Source organism: Bradyrhizobium sp. WYCCWR 12699, from assembly GCF_032144035.1.
Taxonomy (GTDB): domain Bacteria; phylum Pseudomonadota; class Alphaproteobacteria; order Rhizobiales; family Xanthobacteraceae; genus Bradyrhizobium.
In genome coordinates this window covers 484701-500932 of sequence record NZ_JAVTJN010000039.1, presented here as the reverse complement: position 1 = coordinate 500932, position 16232 = coordinate 484701, and the positions used below count along the sequence as shown (strand labels likewise).

The 16232-nt window shown below is 65.1% G+C and carries 15 protein-coding genes; 5 read left to right on the top strand and 10 right to left on the bottom strand.

Annotation, left to right across the window (positions count from 1 at the left end; all coding sequences use genetic code 11):
- Positions 1-11: 11 nt before the first annotated feature.
- The 4 genes from RPS27_RS33220 to RPS27_RS33205 form a co-directional block, all read right to left on the bottom strand.
- Positions 12-1217 (bottom strand): beta-ketoacyl-ACP synthase, encoded by a 1206-nt coding sequence (locus tag RPS27_RS33220; protein ID WP_212066775.1) that lies wholly within the window; start codon positions 1215-1217, stop codon positions 12-14.
- On the bottom strand, positions 1214-1684 hold the full coding sequence (locus RPS27_RS33215) for a 3-hydroxyacyl-ACP dehydratase FabZ family protein (protein WP_212066773.1): 471 nt from the start codon (positions 1682-1684) through the stop codon (positions 1214-1216). Before RPS27_RS33215 ends, RPS27_RS33220 begins: the two co-directional genes overlap by 4 nt.
- 10 nt (positions 1685-1694) lie before the next feature.
- The gene (locus tag RPS27_RS33210) at positions 1695-1982 is read right to left on the bottom strand and encodes an acyl carrier protein (RefSeq protein WP_007592476.1); all 288 of its coding nucleotides are present in this window, start codon (positions 1980-1982) and stop codon (positions 1695-1697) included.
- Positions 1983-2204: 222 nt separating this feature from the next.
- Entirely contained in the window at positions 2205-2546 is a 342-nt protein-coding gene (locus RPS27_RS33205) for a hypothetical protein (protein ID WP_211418171.1), read from the bottom strand.
- A 326-nt stretch (positions 2547-2872) separates the two neighbouring features.
- Here RPS27_RS33205 and RPS27_RS33200 point away from each other — a divergent pair, with 326 nt between their 5' ends.
- Entirely contained in the window at positions 2873-3502 is a 630-nt protein-coding gene (locus RPS27_RS33200; protein WP_212066771.1) for a ParB-like protein, read from the top strand.
- A gap of 13 nt (positions 3503-3515) precedes the next feature.
- On the opposite strand, the gene RPS27_RS33195 is transcribed toward RPS27_RS33200, so the two are convergent.
- Entirely contained in the window at positions 3516-3671 is a 156-nt protein-coding gene (locus RPS27_RS33195) for a hypothetical protein (protein ID WP_192859585.1), read from the bottom strand.
- A gap of 268 nt (positions 3672-3939) precedes the next feature.
- Between RPS27_RS33195 and RPS27_RS33190 the strand changes: the two genes are divergently transcribed.
- Entirely contained in the window at positions 3940-4083 is a 144-nt protein-coding gene (locus RPS27_RS33190; protein WP_194407481.1) for a hypothetical protein, read from the top strand.
- Positions 4084-4117: 34 nt separating this feature from the next.
- On the opposite strand, the gene RPS27_RS33185 is transcribed toward RPS27_RS33190, so the two are convergent.
- Complete coding sequence (locus RPS27_RS33185) at positions 4118-5119, bottom strand: hypothetical protein (RefSeq protein WP_212066769.1); 1002 nt, start codon at positions 5117-5119, stop codon at positions 4118-4120.
- 410 nt (positions 5120-5529) lie between these two features.
- On the opposite strand from RPS27_RS33185, the gene RPS27_RS33180 reads away from it, so the two are divergent.
- Positions 5530-5697 (top strand): hypothetical protein, encoded by a 168-nt coding sequence (locus RPS27_RS33180; RefSeq protein WP_194407483.1) that lies wholly within the window; start codon positions 5530-5532, stop codon positions 5695-5697.
- Complete coding sequence (locus RPS27_RS33175) at positions 5694-8258, top strand: HAD-IC family P-type ATPase (RefSeq protein WP_212067187.1); 2565 nt, start codon at positions 5694-5696, stop codon at positions 8256-8258. The genes RPS27_RS33180 and RPS27_RS33175 overlap by 4 nt, the downstream gene beginning before the upstream one ends.
- Here the strand turns inward: RPS27_RS33175 and RPS27_RS33170 are convergent.
- On the bottom strand, positions 8255-8758 hold the full coding sequence (locus RPS27_RS33170; protein WP_211418166.1) for an MgtC/SapB family protein: 504 nt from the start codon (positions 8756-8758) through the stop codon (positions 8255-8257). The genes RPS27_RS33175 and RPS27_RS33170 overlap by 4 nt on opposite strands.
- 290 nt (positions 8759-9048) lie before the next feature.
- Positions 9049-10788 (bottom strand): helicase HerA domain-containing protein, encoded by a 1740-nt coding sequence (locus RPS27_RS33165; protein ID WP_313754961.1) that lies wholly within the window; start codon positions 10786-10788, stop codon positions 9049-9051.
- 437 nt (positions 10789-11225) lie between these two features.
- On the opposite strand from RPS27_RS33165, the gene RPS27_RS33160 reads away from it, so the two are divergent.
- The gene (locus tag RPS27_RS33160; RefSeq protein WP_211418165.1) at positions 11226-12194 is read left to right on the top strand and encodes a catechol 2,3-dioxygenase; all 969 of its coding nucleotides are present in this window, start codon (positions 11226-11228) and stop codon (positions 12192-12194) included.
- A 12-nt stretch (positions 12195-12206) separates the two neighbouring features.
- On the opposite strand, the gene RPS27_RS33155 is transcribed toward RPS27_RS33160, so the two are convergent.
- Both RPS27_RS33155 and RPS27_RS33150 read right to left on the bottom strand, forming a co-directional pair.
- Positions 12207-15731, bottom strand: coding sequence for a molybdopterin cofactor-binding domain-containing protein (locus tag RPS27_RS33155; RefSeq protein WP_313754960.1), 3525 nt, complete (start codon positions 15729-15731; stop codon positions 12207-12209).
- Entirely contained in the window at positions 15731-16213 is a 483-nt protein-coding gene (locus tag RPS27_RS33150) for a (2Fe-2S)-binding protein (RefSeq protein WP_194407489.1), read from the bottom strand. The genes RPS27_RS33155 and RPS27_RS33150 overlap by 1 nt, the downstream gene beginning before the upstream one ends.
- Between the last annotated feature and the right edge of the window lie 19 nt (positions 16214-16232).

The following is a 16232-nucleotide window of genomic DNA, read 5'->3' as shown; positions in this document are numbered from 1 at the left end:
CCCCGGGTGAGCTAGCCAACTGCCTCGACCAGCGCCATGCCTTCGCCGCGCCAGTGTCCGGCTCCCACCACCACAATCTGGGTGGGCGCTCCCTGCATTTCAATCTCGGTGCCCGTGGAATCGTTCGGCGGGAACAGCGCACCACGCGAGATTGACAGCGCAGCGAGCGCGATGCCGAGCGGGAATTGCGTCTCCATGGTGTGGCCGAACATGGTACCGGTCGAACGCACCGGGAAGTCGGCGTGAGCCTTCAGGAAGCCGCGCTCTTCGCTCGTCGCGGGCTCCGCGCCGGTCGCGCCTGATATGATCGCGCCCTTGCCTTCGCGCCTGGGCAGCTTGGTCCACAACTGCTCCAGCGTGGCGGCCATGTCGCCGGGCTGCTTGCGCCGGGCGAGATCGGCAACGACGCTCGACAGCCTTGCGAACGGCTTGGCACCGCGCGCCTCTGCATGCGCTTTCGATTCCAGCACCAGGAACGCGCCGGCCGAGCCGAGCGCGAAGCCGGGATGGTCCTTGCGCGCCCACACCGGCGCAAACTTGTCCTTCAGGTTGAAGTCGCCGAATTCGTAGAGGACCATGAGGTCCTTGCGCTCGCCGTTGTGCGAGCCGCCGACGAGGGCAATGTCGCTCTCGCCCGAGGCGATGCGCGCGAGCGCAATGCGGGCGGCATCCGCGCCCGCAACCTCTTCGCCCATGAAGGTGCGCGAGGTGCCGCCGAGGCCGTGCACGATGGCGATGTTGCCCGCGAGCAGGTTGGAAAGCTGCGCCAGGAACAAGGTGGGGCGCAAATCGCTCATCAGCCGTTCGTTGAGAAAGCCGGGCGCGTTCGCGCCCTTGGCCTCGGCCGTCAGGACGCCGGTGTCGACATTGAGGTCGCGCTCGCCGCCGCCCGCGGCCACCACCATGTCGATCTTCGACAGGATATCCTTGTTGCCCTTGATCCCGGCGGAGTCGAGCGCAAGGCCGGCGGCATAGGTGCCGATGCGCTGCCAGGCTTCCATCTGGCGCTGGTCGCCCTTCTTCGGGATCTGGCTGTCGAAGGTCACGGGCATCAAGGGATGCACGATGTAGGGCGCAAAGCCCTTCTCGTCGACGTTGATGCGTTTCTCGGAAAGCGCAGCCCAGTTGGCGTCGAGGCCCTCGCCGAGCGAGGTTGCGAGTCCAATGCCGGTGATCCAGACTTCCGTCTGGCCGGGCTTCGAAGCAGTGTCAGTCATGGCGATACGGCCTGTTGCGGAAAGCCGACACGCTCGGCGACTTTCGCCATGTATCCGCGCATATCCGCATTGGGGAAGGGGATCAGCGTGAAGGTCAACGCCGAATTCGCGCGCAGCTTGCCGCCGACCTTGATCTTGGCCTCGGTCATGGCATAGCCGGAGCCTTCATAGGTGAGGCTCGCCTCGATGCTCATGAGATCGCCGGGGAAGACCGAGCCGCGGACCTTGGCCTCCTTCACGGCGGCAAGGATCGGCATGCGCTCGAACTTGAACACGCCGAGCTGAAGCCAGCCCGAAGCCTGCGCCATCGATTCGATCAGGAGCACGCCGGGCATCAAGGGGTAACCCGGGAAGTGCCCTTCGAAGATGGTGCTTTCCTTCGGGACCTGGGCTTCGACGACGATCGTCTTCTCGTCGACCTTGAGGTCGACGATGCGATCGATCAAGTGGAAATATTCGAGTTGCATGGCCGCGCGCTTACGCGCTCGCGCCCTTGGCCGCAACCAGTTCGTCGATGCGGGCGCACAGGTTCTTCAGTACGAAATACTGCTCGGTGGTCGCCTTGCCGTCGTTGACCTCCTGGGTCCACTTTTCCAGCGGCAGCTTGATGCCGAACTGCTTGTCGATCGCGAACGCGATGTCGAGGAAATCGAGGCTGTCGATGCCGAGATCGTCGATGGCATGGCTATCCGGCGTGATCGTGTCGCGCGGGATGTCGCAGGTTTCAGCGATGATCGTGGCGACCTGATCGAATGTGGAAGACATCACTAAGCCTTTGATATATTGCGGATATTTGTCAGATTGTCCAGAGTGGCACGGTGGGTGGGCATCGCGCCCCTGATGACGCCCTCAAACCCCCCTCTGGCCGGGTCGAAAGCCCGTATATCGGAGCGCCGCCCTGAGTTCAATGGAGCCGGGCAGGCGAGGAGACGGGGGCTGGGGATGCCCGCCGGAGCCCCTTCGGCCGGGCCGGCCGGCGGATCGGGCCTAGATATGCGGTGTCGTGATCTTGACGCAGTCGCGACGGCCCATCAGCACGCAATCCTGGGTCCGGCGCAGGTCCGCAATGCTGACCGCGAGCCAGATTCCGATGGCGGTCAGCGCGATGGTGAAGGCCAGCGCCGCGATATTGGCGAGCATGCGGTGACGGAAATCGTCCGGCTCGGTGCGGGGCTGCTCGTAGCGTGACAGGTCGAGCGGTTCGGGCGCGACGCGCAACGGCTGTACGGTACCGCTACCGTGGCGGACCGATGGGGAAGGCGAGGTGCGCGGCCTGAACTGGAGCACCCGGTGCTCGTCGTCAGAGCTTATGGGCCGCTGGGTTGTCATGGGGCGGGGATCACTCCGAAGCAGCGGTTTTTGATAGCACACGGGATGAACGCGTTGCAGAAAATCTTCTCAATTCCCGCGTGTAATGGAGAGCTCGCACTATTTGTGCATGGATCGGCGCGGAGCGTTCGCGGTCGCGTCCCCCGCGCGACGCGAGGGTTGCGTTGCAACAACGGGCACAGCGACAGCCAGGGACTTCGCGCCTTCGTGTCCGTCTACATCGGCTTGTGATCCCGGCGTCCTTCCGAGCACGTTTTGCCGCTGCATGGCCCGTGGCATAGTTGGGAACCTGAACGTCAGTTGCATCCATGCGAGGGGCTTCGACTATGACCACGACCAACGCGCGCGAGCCGAGAGTGCATCCGGTTCCGATCCTGTCGCTCCGGCCGACGCAGATGACGGTCGGCATGCGGGAGGTCAAGGAGAAGCGCAAGCGCTGGCGCGAGCATGACAAGAAGAAACAGGCCGATCTGCTCGGCAAGCACATGATCCCCGTCGTCTACGGCCCCGACGCGCGCTACTACGTGATCGACCATCATCATCTCGGCCGCGCGCTGCACGACGAAGGCGTCAAGGAGGTGCTGGTGACCATCGTCGGCGACCTCCGCATGGTCGAGCGCGAGGCGTTCTGGGGCGTGATGGACAACAAGCGCTGGGTCTATCCTTACGACGCCAAGGGGGAGCGGCAGCGCTTCCGCGACCTGCCGAAATCGATCGCCGATCTCAAGGACGATCCGTTCCGCAGCCTTGCCGGCGAATTGCGCCGCATGGGCGGCTTCGCCAAGGACACGACGCCGTTCTCAGAGTTCCTGTGGGCCGACTTCCTGCGCCGAAAAGTCTCGCGCAAGGTGGTGGAGGGCGATTTCGACAAGGCCTTCGAGAAGGCGATGTCGGCAGCCAAGAGCAAGGATGCGATCTATCTGCCCGGCTGGTGCGGTCCGGAGGACGATGATTAGAGGCGACCGTTCGTCAGTCGCGCTGGAATATCCTGGCGCCTGGGTAGGCGCGGCGGGCGTAGGTGATCACCAGGGCGCGGTCCTGGGTGTCCAGGAAGGGCGTTCGGATCTGGCACGACCCGACGATGAGGTGCCACAGGCCATTGAGCTTCTGGATCACGATCTTCATTTGAATAGTCCTTGATAACTCCCATTCCAGCGTATGCTGCTTGTCGCTGCAGTGCTTAGGATCGTGGCCGCGGGTGTGGAATTCCCGACAATGCTCGCGCTCCGCTACAAAAACACGTCGATCATTATTAGGTAGTTGCGGCACGCACCCAGATAAGCCGAATCTCATCACAGCCGCTTGAGCGAAATCAATTTCCTCACCCACGAAACCGTCCTGAAACAGAGCCGTCCCATCCTTTGGAGGAGTCGAGCTCACACGGGAGGCGAACATGCGCCGTCTGGTTTTCGTAGTTGCCTTGCTCGCGGTTGCTTCGGCAGGAATCTCGGCATCCTTTGCCGCGGTTCATCACGCCAAGACATTGACGTTCGCCGAGCGCTTTGCTCCGGCGCTCGAGTTGATGGCGAAGCAATAGCGGCATCGCGCCTTGCGCGGGCAAGCGGATGGCTTTAACCGGCCAGTGCGCGATCGATGTTGCGCAGCCGCACGAAGGCTGCCCAGGCCTGTGGATAGTCCTTGTCCGCGGGATCGATCGCAAGCAGCGCACAGCGTGTTGTTCTGATCTCTTCCGACGACACCCGTTTCGTCGGGGGCTGCAATGTTCTCGACTGATCCCAGCGCGCCTCGATCTCCTTCGCAAGAGCCAGGGCTTCAGCGGCCGTCCGCGGTTGCATCGATTTCGCCGGGCATTGGCCTGTGGGGAGCGCCGGCCATGCGACCGGCGGCCGATCTGCCTGCCAGGTGAGTTCGATGTCCGTGACAGCCTTCGGCGAAGCTGAAGGCTGTCCTGCCGGCGCCAGTGCCGCCCCAGCCATTCCCGACCCAGCCATTCCCGTCCCGGTCAGTCCCGTCCCTGTCAGTCCCGTCCCTGTCAGTCCCGTTGCGGCCGGTCTTGTCCCCGCCGGACCCGACGAGCCTCCCGCAGCCGGTGCGACGGCTGTTGTCTGCGCGGCCAGTTGGCCAAGCTGTTGCTCCATCGTCCCGCCGCTGGATTGGGGAATGACCTTGCCGATGACCTTGGCCGCCGCCAGCGCGCCGGGGGATATCGGCATTTGCTGTTCGGCAGTCCTGACGTCGGTTGCCGTTGGGCACGATTTGTATGGAAAGTGTTGGGAGGTGATCCGGCCTTCGTCGTCGACCCGGGCGAAGTCGCTGGCCACGGTGTAGACGAACGCGGCATCGACCGCGTGGCCCGCCTTGTTCTTCGCGTTCACGGCGCCGCATACGTATCTCGCCGTGTCTGCCTCGACCGTTCGCAGACCGCTGAAGTGAGCTGAATGCGGCTCGATGAGCATGCGAGAGACCGCCGCTCGGGCCATGCGATGCTCGGATTGAAACATGCTCCATATTTCATCGGGATTGACGATGTCGGGCTGGTAGTTCCAGACGTAGCCGACCCCGAGGAATGCCGCGCCGACGCATGTCGCGATGATCGATGCTCGCAGGTTCATGAGAGGGCGCCCTTTTCGTTTTGCAGGCACGACTCGTCGGCGTCTCCGTCCGCGGTGGTGACGGAAACTGCGCAGGTTGTGCCGAAGTGTTTGCGCTAGTAACGGGCGAGACCTCTTAATAAAACGTGTTCGATTGTGAAATCGTTGCGGTTCCCGTCGGGCGCGAATTTTAGTTCCCGCTGGCGGCGTCATTTCGCATGCGAGTTACACGCCGATCATCCGGCCGTGCTGGTCGTGGACATGTCATAAAGCAAGCGGTTCACCGGACCAGCGGCATCGCGTCCCAGGTGCGGCTTGACATGCCGCAAATGTCCCTCGGTGCTGACCGGTACTGTCTGCCTGCATGAATGCCGACGAGCATTGCGCCCCGATGTCGAGGGCGACAGGTCATGCTGATCGGAGACATGGCCATGAGCATCATCTTTCGCATCCTCTTTGTCATCGCCGGCGCGATCACCGCGCTGTTCGTCGCGCGCGATGCCCTGAATTTCACCATCTTCCAGACGTTCGTCGCCGTGCTGCTTGCGACGGCCATCGTGGGGGCCGGAAGTCTCTGGAGCGTGCGGCGGAAGACGTGAGCAAGGAAGAACGCGCAGGTTCAGCGGGGCTGAGCGAAGCCGAGGCCCGGCTGCGACTGCAACAGGACGGTTACAACGAACTGCCTCGGCCGGAACGGCGCACGCCGCTGCGCATCGTGCTCGAGGTCGTGCGCGAGCCGATGCTCGCACTCCTTCTTTGCGGCGGGCTGGTCTACCTCCTGCTCGGCGACCTCCGCGAGGCGCTGCTGCTGCTGGCCTTCGGCGCCATCTCCGTCGTCATCACCATCGTGCAGGAGACCCGCACCGAACGCGTGCTGGAGGCGTTGCGCGAGCTGACCAGTCCGCGGGCGCTCGTGGTCAGGGATGGGCAGCGGCGGCGGATCGCGGGCCGGGACGTCGTCCGTGGGGATCTTCTCGTTCTGGCCGAAGGCGACCGTATTCCGGCGGACGCTATGCTGGTCAGCGCGCGCGATCTGGCGGTCGACGAGTCGCTGCTGACTGGAGAGTCGGTCCCGGTGCGCAAGCAGGCCATCAAGACGCCGGCCCCTGACGGCGCCTTGGCCGAGCATCGTCCGGGCGGCGATGATCAGCCCTTCGTGTATTCGGCCTCGCTGGTCGTGCGAGGCGAGGGCCTAGCCGAGGTCGAGGCCACCGGCCTCCGCAGCGAGATCGGGAAGATCGGATTGTCGCTGCATGGCTTGCAGTCAGAGCCGCCGCGGCTGCAGCAACAGACCGCACGGCTCGTGCGGCTTTGCTTTCTCGGCGGCGCGGTGATCAGCCTGGCCGCAGTCCTGCTTTACGGAACATTGCGCGGGGATTGGCTGCAGGCGCTGCTCGGGGGCATCGCCATCGGCATGTCCATGTTGCCCGAGGAGTTTGCCGTCGTCCTCACGGTGTTCATGGCCATGGGCGCCTGGCGCATCTCGAAGGCGCGCGTGCTGACGCGGCGCGCCGCCGCAATCGAGGTGCTTGGCTCGGCCACGGTGCTGTGTACCGACAAGACCGGCACGCTGACGCAGAACAGGATGTCGGTCGCGGAGCTGAGGCTGCCTGGCGGGACGAGCCTGCGCCTTGCCGCGTCGCAGGCTGCAGCTGTAGGCGCGGAGTTCTTCACGCTGGCGCGTTGCAGCGTTCTGGCGAGCTCGCCGGAGCCGTTCGACCCGATGGAGAAGGCCCTGCATACGTTCGTGCAGGCGAGCCTGCCGAAGGATGAGGATGCCGAGGGCGCCCGGACCTTGATACGCACCTACGGCCTGCGGCCCGAACTGCTGGCGATGACCCAAGTCTGGCGCTTGCCGCATCACGAGGAGCTCTTCGTCTCGGCGAAAGGCGCCCCCGAAGCGATTGCGCGTCTCTGCAAGCTGGATGACGCGGAGCAGGCGGCGATGCGCGAGTCGGTCGCGGACATGGCGAAGAATGGTCTTCGCGTGCTGGGCGTTGCCGCTGCGACCTGCCACAGTGAGTCGCTGCCGGCCTCGCAGGACGGCTTTTCATTTCGCTTCCTCGGTCTCGTCGGACTGGCCGATCCGCTTCGTCCGCACGTCTCCGAAGCGGTGGCCGAATGTCGCTCGGCTGGCATCCGCGTCGTCATGATCACGGGCGACTATCCGGCGACCGCCATGGCGATTGCCGGGCAGGCCGGACTCGACGTCAACGAGGTCGTGACCGGCGAGCAGATCAAGCTTGCGGACGACAACGAGCTGGAGGCTCTCGTTGGCAACGTGAACGTCTTCGCGCGGGTCCTGCCGGAGCAGAAGCTGCGGATCGTTCAGGCGATGAAGCGCAACGGCGAGATCGTCGCGATGACCGGCGACGGCGTCAACGACGCGCCGTCCCTGAAGGCTGCCCATATCGGGATCGCGATGGGCGGCCGCGGCACGGATGTCGCTCGCGAGGCCTCCTCGATCGTCCTGCTCGACGACGATTTCGCATCCATCGTTGCATCCATCCGCCTCGGGCGCCGGATCTACGACAATCTTCGCAAGGCAATGGCCTTCATCTTCGCCGTCCACGTTCCGATCGCAGGGCTGGCCCTGCTTCCCCTGGTGTTCGGGCTGCCCCTGATTCTCGGTCCCGTGCACATTGCGTTTCTGGAACTGATCATCGACCCCGTCTGCTCGCTCGTATTCGAAGCCGAGCGGGAGGAGCGCGATGTCATGACGCGCCCGCCGCGGCGCGCCGATGCGGAGTTGTTTTCGTGGGCCTTGGTCGGCTGGAGCATTCTGCAGGGCGTGATGGCATTCGCGTTGATTGCCGCGATCTTCGTCGTCGCGCTTCGTTCCGGCATGCCGCCCGACGAGGTGCGCGCACTGGCTTTCGTTGCGCTGGTCATCTGTATCGTCGCGCTGGTGCTGGTCAACCGGTCCTTCAGCGCGTCGTTCCTGTCCGCCTTCTTCCGTCCGAACCTGGCATTGCTCTGGATCTTCCTGTCGATCGCGCTCGTTCTCGCCGCGGCCTTGTTCTGGCCGCCGGCGTCCAGCCTGTTTCGTTTCGGTCAGCTGCACCCGGACGATCTGATGTTCACGCTCGGCGCAGGACTATTGGTGCTCACGGTGCTCGAATTGCTGAAGCCGATCTGGGCGCGGCGGTTGCGGTTCTAGCGACTCTCGACATGATCGCGAGATGCCGCGGTTTCAGCGTGGTGTGGATCGTCTTTACCGCCCAGTGCGCGATGCAGCCAGCGCTCGCCGCGGCGGCCGATCGTGAGCAGCACGAATGCAAAGGCCAGCGCGACCAGGACGATTCTCCACTGCCCGGCGCCGCAGGCAATGCCGAGACAGGCGGCGAGGAAGGTGCAGGCCGCGCTGGTCAGGCCGCGCACGCGAAACCGTTCGCTCTCGTGGACGATGACGCCGGCTCCGAGGAAACCGATGCCGGTCAGGATGCCCTGGATCACCCGGCTCGCCGCGTCGGTAATCTTGCCGGGCTCGCCGAACTGGACCGCGAGCAGCACGACGGTCGCGGTGGAGAGCCCGACAATGCCGAGCGTCTTCAGCCCGATCGGCTTGCCGTGCAGGTCGCGGTTCAGGCCGATCGCGCTGCCGGCGAGCGTCGCAGCTCCGAGGCGCAGCAGAATTTCGGGCCAGTCCAGTTCGGTCATGTCTTTTCCGTCACGTCGTCGGCATACGCGCGCAGGCTTGCCACGGTCAGGAAAGCCGGCTTCGAGGGGACAAACCATAGTCCACGCGGGCGCGACGCTCCAGAGGCGTCGGAACGTCTCGTGCCCCGGACGCAGTGCAGCGCTCCCCCGGGCGATGCGCAGCATCGTCCGGTTCAGCGCTTCGCTGCAGAGCCGGGTCCCATCTCACTGACATGTGCGGTGTTGCGGTTTGGATCCCGGCTCTGCGCAGCAGCGTTTCACGCTGCAGCGCGTCCGGGACACGAGAGTCTCTACCGCAGCGGCTTCTTCAGGAGCGAGAAGCGGTCGGGATCGAGCCCCATCGAGGGCTGCAGCATCGGGGCCTCGACGTTGGAGAGCGTCTTGGCGGGCGGGGCCGAGAACACCGGATCGTTCGGCACGTCGCGTTGCGAGGTGGCACCGCGCCAGCGCTCGAGCACGGCGCCGACGAAATGCATGTCGTGGCCGGAGGTGACGGACGGGACGCTCGAGATGGTGGCTTCGCCGCGCGGCAATTGATGCGGCGGTACCTCCTTGAAGCGCAGCCGCGTGGGCAGCGCAACGCCCTCGCCGAAGGCCAGCACTTCGCGGGTGCCGAGCGACGGCACGAAGGACAACAGGTTCGCGGCGGCGTCCGACACCGCGGCACGCAGCAACGCCTGGTCGCGCTCGTTGGCAAGACGCATCGTGAACAGCGTGTTGCACTGGGAGATGATGGTGGCGTCGAGCTCGGCCGGACGCTGGGTGATGAGACCGAGATAGACGCCGTATTTGCGGCCTTCCTTGGCGATGCGCGACACCGCCTTGCGGGTCGGCCCGAAACCGATGTTGCGGTCGGCGGAGGCGTATCGATGCGCTTCCTCGCACACGAATAGCAGCGGCGAGACGCCGTCGCTCCACAGGCCGAAATCGAAGGCCATGCGGCACAGCACCGAGACGACGGAATCGATGACTTCGGCCGGGAAGCCCGCGAGCTGCATCACCGTCATCGGCTTGCCGTTCGCGGGCAGGCGGAACAGATGGCTGATGACCTCGGCCATGGTGTCGCCGCCGACATTAGCGTTGTCGAACATGAAGGCGTAGCGGGGGTCGTTGCGCACCGCCTCGATGCGCGAGATCAGCTTGTGATAGATGATGCGCGAGGAGCGGTTCTCGAGCTTGCCCATGCGCTCGTCGATCAGCGACATCAAATCGACCAGGCGATAGGGCACAGGCGTGTCGACAGTGTAGCCGATCTGTTTGGGATCGATGCGCTTGAGACCGATACGGTCGGCGTTCTGGTACTGGGTGTAGACGCCCTTGGCGAGCGGGATCACCTCGGCGAGGATGTCGAGCTCCTCGGGCACGCCGGCGCGGCCGCCGAACAGCACGTCGACGATTTCCTCGAAATTGAACAGCCAGAACGGCAGCTTCAGGTTTCGCGGGTTGAGCACCAGCGCGCGGTCGCCGAAGCAGCGGCCATATTCGTTGTGCACGTCGAGCAGGAAGATGCGCAGGTTCGGACGCGCCTTCAGGATCTCGTTGAGCAGCAGCGACACGCCGGTCGATTTGCCGACGCCGGTCGATCCCAGCACGGCAAAATGCTTGGACAGCATTTCCTCGACGTCGACATAGGCGACGACCGAGCGGTCCTGCTGGAGGAAACCGACATTGATCTGGTCCGAGCCGGTCGGCGCATAGATCGTGCGCAGCTCCTGGCTGGTGATCAGATCGACGGAATCACCGATGGTCGGATAGTTGGTGACGCCACGCTGGAATTTCGGCTTGTCGCTGGCGTTGAGGATCTCGCCGAGCAGGTCGACCGAGGCGACCGCGATGTAATTGTCGCTGCACGACAAATTCTCGCAGGACACCTCGGTGATCATCGCGACGATGACCGAGCTGGCGCTGCGAATGCTGACGAAGCGGCCGACGGTTGCCCGAACTTCCGAGATGGGCATCTGGCTTTCCGCCAGCAGCCCGACCCGGGCGAGCGATCCGCGAACCGAAATCACGCGTCCAAAGGATGTCACGATCGATGAACCTGGCAAGAGCAAGCGATTTGCACCGGACTATGCGCGGCCGTCGCTGCACAAACGGTTAAGCGGCAGGCGCGGCCGCTTCGTTAAATCCGCGACAATTCGGCAGCGAGGTTTGTTCCGATTGCCCTTTTACGGGTGGAAACGGCGGGAAAATGCTGCAATTCCAGGCCGTTGAAGGCCAGAAGCAATTAAGGAATATTTTACCATCCGGCCAGTCGGGTCCGCCGTTTGGAGGGTGCCTTCGAGCAGCGAACTTTCGTCCGGGCCAGGGAATGTCGCTTGCTTTGTTGACGAGACCTAATCATTTGTACATTAGTACAAATGAACCGGCGGCTTAGATGCCGCCTTCGGGCGGGTGAGCGTGTTGCAACCCTGCGCCCGATCGCGCGATCCGGTCCGGCGGATCGCTAGCTGTGCTGGAGAACAACATGCAGCCCGAACCGATCCTCGATCTCGCGCATCTCGGCCACATGGAGCTGCTGACGCCGAAGCCCGATGAGAGCCTGAAATTCTTCGTCGACGTCATGGGCATGACGATCAGCGGCCGGAAGGGCGAGTCCGTGTACTTGCGCGGCTGGGACGATTACGAGCGGTATTCGCTCAAGCTCACCGCGTCGAAGACCTCGGGCATGGAGCACATGGCGCTGCGCGCGCGCAGCCAGCAAGCGCTGGAGCGGCGCGTCGCCGCGCTGAAAGGATCCGGCTTCGACATCGGATGGATCGACGGCGACATGGGGCAGGGCCCGACCTTCCGTTGCCGAGATCCCGATGGTCACATCGTCGAGCTGTATTACGAGACCGAATGGTACGAGGCGCCGCCGGAGCTGAAGCCCGCGCTGAAGAACCAGGCGCAGCGCTTTCCGGCGCGCGGCGTCAATGTCCGCCGGCTCGATCACCTCAACTGCCTCGCCGTCGACATCAAGGCCAATCGCGAGTTCTTCGAAAACTATCTCGGCTTGCGCCTCACGGAGCAGATCGTGCTCAACGACGGCCGGGAAGCTGCGATGTGGCTGACGATGTCGAACAAGAGTTACGACTTTGCCTATTCGCTCGACCATTCCGGCGTGCCGGGCCGCTTCCATCACGTCACCTACGCGCTCGACAGCCGCGAGGAGATCCTTCGCGCGGCCGATATTTTTCTCGAGAACGGCGTGCACATCGAGACCGGACCGCACAAGCACGCGATCCAGCAGACCTTCTTCCTCTACGTCTACGAGCCCGGCGGCAACCGCGTCGAAGTCGCCAACGCCGGCGCCCGCCTCATCCTCGCGCCGGATTGGAAGCCGATCGTGTGGACGGAAGAGGAGCGCAAGAAGGGGCAGGCGTGGGGATTGAAGACGATCGAGTCCTTCCACACCCACGGCACGCCGCCGGTGGAGCCGAAGAAGCACGCTTGATTGCAGGCTTGTCTAACGCACTGACGATCGCGCCCGTGCGATCGTTTCGCGGATACCGGTCCACGCCGGCTTGTCTGGCGCAAACTGCTTGCGCAGGAAGGTGGCGAGCTCCTCGATCTGCGCGTCGCTCATGCTGTTTCTGAAGGCCGGCATGTACCCGAGATCGCTGGAGACTGGCTCGGTGATGCCGTGCAGGATCACCTGCACGAGGTTGTCCGCCTTCGTGCTGTGAATGTTGCTGTTGAGTGCGAGCGACGGGCGGCTGCCGAACAGCGGTAGGCCGCCGACCTCGTGGCAGACGGCGCAGGCGCCCTGATAGAGGCGCGCGCCGGCGGTCGAGGCGACGGTGACTTGCGTCGCGCGCTCCAGCTTCGCGGCGAGCGTATCCGGTGCCTGCGTCCCGGTGTCGTTGAACGAGTTGAGATAGACCGCCATCGCACGGATGTCCTGATCCGGCAGGGCCTTGAGGTCCCTGACCACAGGCGCCATCGGGCCGGCGGCGACGCCGTGATAGCGCGAATGGCCGGTCCGCAGATAGGCGAAGAGGTCGTCCTCGCTCCATGGGATCGGCGCGTGGGACAGCGCGGTCAGCGGCGGCGCCTCCCAGCCTTCGGCAAAGCCCCCGGCGAGATAGGCATTGCGCTGCTCGGCGCCGAGCGCATTGCGCGGCGAATGGCAGCCGCTGCAATGGCCGAGGCTCTCGATCAGGTACGCGCCGCGGTTCCAAGCTTCCGATTTGGTAGGGTCGGGTTCAAATACTTTGCTCTGATGGAAGAGCGCATTCCACCCCGCGAGTAGCGGGCGGAGATTGAACGGGAAGGCGAGCTCATTCGCCGGCGGCGTCGCGCGCACCGCAGGCTGTGCCATCAGATAGGCGTAGAGCGCCTGCATGTCGGCATCGGCAGTCTTGGCGAAATGCGTGTAGGGAAAGGCGGGATAGAGCTGTCGTCCGTCGCGATGCAGCCCCTCGCGCATCGCGCGCTCGAAGGCGGGATAGGACCATGCGCCGATGCCGGTCTCGAGGTCGGGCGTGATGTTGGTGCTGTAGATCGTGCCAAACGGCGTCTCCAGGGCGCGGCCGCCGGCGTTGAGCGCGCCCTTGAGGCTGGTGTGGCACTCCGCGCAATTGCCGAGCGCGGCAAGCTGCTCGCCGCGGGCGATCGTCGCTGTGGAATAGACTGAGGCATCTGGCCGTGTGATCGGCGCGATGGCGCGGCCGGGCAGCAGGGCTGCGCCGATCCCGATCGCTGCTGTGCAGACGGCCGCGATCGTCGCGAAGACGCCGGCGCGTCTGGCGAAGGGATTCTCCCAGATCCGCGACGGTTTTGCCGCGGCGGGTGCGGGCAGGGCCTGCGCCACCGGCGCTGCTTCACCATGCAATCCCTTTAAGATGCGCTCCGGCGTGAACGGCGGCTCGCGAAAGCGCACGCCGGTGGCGTCGAAGATCGCGTTCGCAATCGCCGCCGCACTCGGCACCGAGGCGGACTCGCCGACGCCGAGCGGCGGTTGGTCCTGACGCGGCAGCATCAGCACGTCGATCTTGGGCACGTCGGGGAAGGGAATGATCGGATAAGCGCCCCATTCCCGCGCTGCCACGGCGCCGCGCTCGAACGAGACCTCTTCCATCAGCGCGCGGCTGGTGGACTGGATGACGTTGCCGTGGATCTGGTGGCGCACGCCTTCCGGGTTGATCATCAGGCCGGAATCCTGTCCCGCGACAACGCGGGTGACGCTCACGTCGCCAGTCGTCTTGTTCACGGCAACGTCCGTGACCCAGGCCGACCACGCCGCGCCATAGCCGGGAAATTTGCTGTGGACATAGAGCGCATAGGCAAAGCCGCGCCCGTGCACGATTTCGCCGTCCTTTTCCTCGCGCACCGGTCGCGGTTTCCAGCCGGCGCGCTCGGCGACCGCGTTGACGAGATCGACAGCGCGCGAGTCCTTCAGATAGCGCAGGCGATATTCGATGGGGTCAACGCCGGCCTCGGTGGCGGCCTCGTCGATGTAGGATTCGTGCGCAAAGGTGTTCGGCAGCGCCGAGACGCCGCGAAACCAGGACGCGCGCACGATCGGCGCCATGTCGTGGGCGACGACGCGCATGTGGTCGTAATCATAAGGCGGGATCGCGGTGCGGTCGCCCATCTGCAGCACCGCGGGATCCGGAGAGATCCGTCCCGTCAGCAGCAATGCCAGCGTCGGCGCGGCATTCGAGGGGTAGCGCGTGGCAAGGTCGTAACCGGCGATGCCGCCTTCGGCGTCCAGTCCACCATTGACGTCGATAAGCTGCGCGGTGCCCTTGGGCTCCCAGGCGTGCTCTTGCTCGCGCGTCAGCTGCACGCGCACGGGGCGTCCCACCGCACGAGACAGCAGCAGCGCGTCGGCCGTGACGTCGTCGGCACAGTTGCGGCCGTAGCAGCCGGCGGCCTCCAGGCGGATGACGTCGATCTCGCTCTCGGGCCGCTCGATCAGCAGCGCAAGGTCGCTGCGCAGCACGTGCGGATTCTGCGTGCCCGACCAGACCCGGATATTGCCATCCCTGAAATCGGCGACCGCGCAGGACGGGCCGATCGAGGCGTGCATCTGGTATGGCCAGACATAGGTGCGCTGCATCGGCTTGGCCGCACCCGAGATCGCGGCATCGACATCGCCTTTGTCGATCAGCGTGCGCGGCGTCGATGGATTGGCGCGCAGCGCGGTCTCGACGTCGGACAGATCGGTGAGGGCGGGCGTCGGCTTCCAGCTCACCTTGAGCTGCTCCGCCGCGCGGATCGCATTCTCCTCGCGCTCGGCGACGACGCCGACGAAATCGCCGATGCTCACCACGGCGACGATGCCGGGGATGTCGCGGACCGATGCTTCGTCGACCGCGATCAGGCTGGTGCCGACGAACGGCCCGGCATCGACGCCGGAATACGGCGGTCGCACCACGCGGCCGTGCAGCATGCCCGGCACGCGGATGTCGTGCACGAAGGTCAACTCGCCTGTGGCCTTGGCCGGCAGATCGACGCGCGGCGTCGACTGCCCGACGATCGTGTAGTCGCCGACGGGTTTGACCGTGACGTCGTCGGCAAGCTCGAGCCTGATCTCTTCGCCACCGATCAGCTCGCCATAGCTGACGCTGCGGTTGTCGTGCCCGCGCACGAGGCCGTCTTCGATCCTGAGGTCAGTCGCGGGAAGTTCGAGCCGCTCGGCCGCGCGCGCGATCAAAAACTGACGCGCCTGCGCTGCGGCCTTGCGCAGGGGCACGGCGGTGATCTGGATGGTCTCGCTCGCGATCGTCGCGCCCTGGTTCGGCACCAGCGCGGTGTCGCCGAGCACCACGACGACGCGCGCAAAGGAGACGTCGAGCTCTTCGGCGACGATCTGGCCGAGCGCGGTGCGTATGCCGGTGCCGAAATCGACATGACCGTTATAGGCCGTGACCGATCCGTCCGCGGTGATGCGGACGAAGGTCTCGGAGGTGACCTCGTCCACGGTGCGGACGACGACGAGCGAACCGGGGGACTGCTCGGTCCCGTTCGAAACAGGGGAGGCCATCAATCCGCGGCCTCGGTGAGCTCGCCCGATGCGCGCATCACGGCGCGCAGGATTTCGACATGGGTGCCGCAGCGGCAGAGATTGTAGCGCAACGCCGCCAGCGCCTCCTGTTCGGTCGGCCGCGGGTTGATCGCGAGCAGCGCCTTGGTGGTCATGATCATGCCGTTGAGACAGTAGCCGCATTGCGCGGCCTGCTCGTCGATGAAGGCCTGCTGCACGACGTCGGGCTTGTCGCGCGTGCCCAGCCCTTCGAGCGTCACGATGTCGCGGCCCGCGCAGCCGCTGACGGGAATCACGCAGGAGCGCGCCGCCGCGCCGTCGATCAGGACGGTGCAGGTGCCGCATTCGCCGAGGCCGCATCCGTATTTCGGGCCGTTGAGTGCGAGATCGTTGCGCAGCACGTAGAGCAGCGGCGTCTCCGGCGCCGCGGCGATCTCGTGGATCCCACCGTTCACGGTGAGGCGGATCGGTGTCTGCGTCATCCTCATTCTCAGGCTCGCG

Bases quoted from the DNA above. Each gene is read 5' to 3' on its own strand.
- RPS27_RS33220 (WP_212066775.1), bottom strand. From the start codon at position 1,217: ATGACTGACACTGCTTCGAAGCCCGGCCAGACGGAAGTCTGGATCACC.
- RPS27_RS33215 (WP_212066773.1), bottom strand. From the start codon at position 1,684: ATGCAACTCGAATATTTCCACTTGATCGATCGCATCGTCGACCTCAAG.
- RPS27_RS33210 (WP_007592476.1), bottom strand. From the start codon at position 1,982: ATGTCTTCCACATTCGATCAGGTCGCCACGATCATCGCTGAAACCTGC.
- RPS27_RS33205 (WP_211418171.1), bottom strand. From the start codon at position 2,546: ATGACAACCCAGCGGCCCATAAGCTCTGACGACGAGCACCGGGTGCTC.
- RPS27_RS33200 (WP_212066771.1), top strand. From the start codon at position 2,873: ATGACCACGACCAACGCGCGCGAGCCGAGAGTGCATCCGGTTCCGATC.
- RPS27_RS33195 (WP_192859585.1), bottom strand. From the start codon at position 3,671: ATGAAGATCGTGATCCAGAAGCTCAATGGCCTGTGGCACCTCATCGTC.
- RPS27_RS33190 (WP_194407481.1), top strand. From the start codon at position 3,940: ATGCGCCGTCTGGTTTTCGTAGTTGCCTTGCTCGCGGTTGCTTCGGCA.
- RPS27_RS33185 (WP_212066769.1), bottom strand. From the start codon at position 5,119: ATGAACCTGCGAGCATCGATCATCGCGACATGCGTCGGCGCGGCATTC.
- RPS27_RS33180 (WP_194407483.1), top strand. From the start codon at position 5,530: ATGAGCATCATCTTTCGCATCCTCTTTGTCATCGCCGGCGCGATCACC.
- RPS27_RS33170 (WP_211418166.1), bottom strand. From the start codon at position 8,758: ATGACCGAACTGGACTGGCCCGAAATTCTGCTGCGCCTCGGAGCTGCG.
- RPS27_RS33160 (WP_211418165.1), top strand. From the start codon at position 11,226: ATGCAGCCCGAACCGATCCTCGATCTCGCGCATCTCGGCCACATGGAG.
- RPS27_RS33155 (WP_313754960.1), bottom strand. From the start codon at position 15,731: ATGGCCTCCCCTGTTTCGAACGGGACCGAGCAGTCCCCCGGTTCGCTC.
- RPS27_RS33150 (WP_194407489.1), bottom strand. From the start codon at position 16,213: ATGACGCAGACACCGATCCGCCTCACCGTGAACGGTGGGATCCACGAG.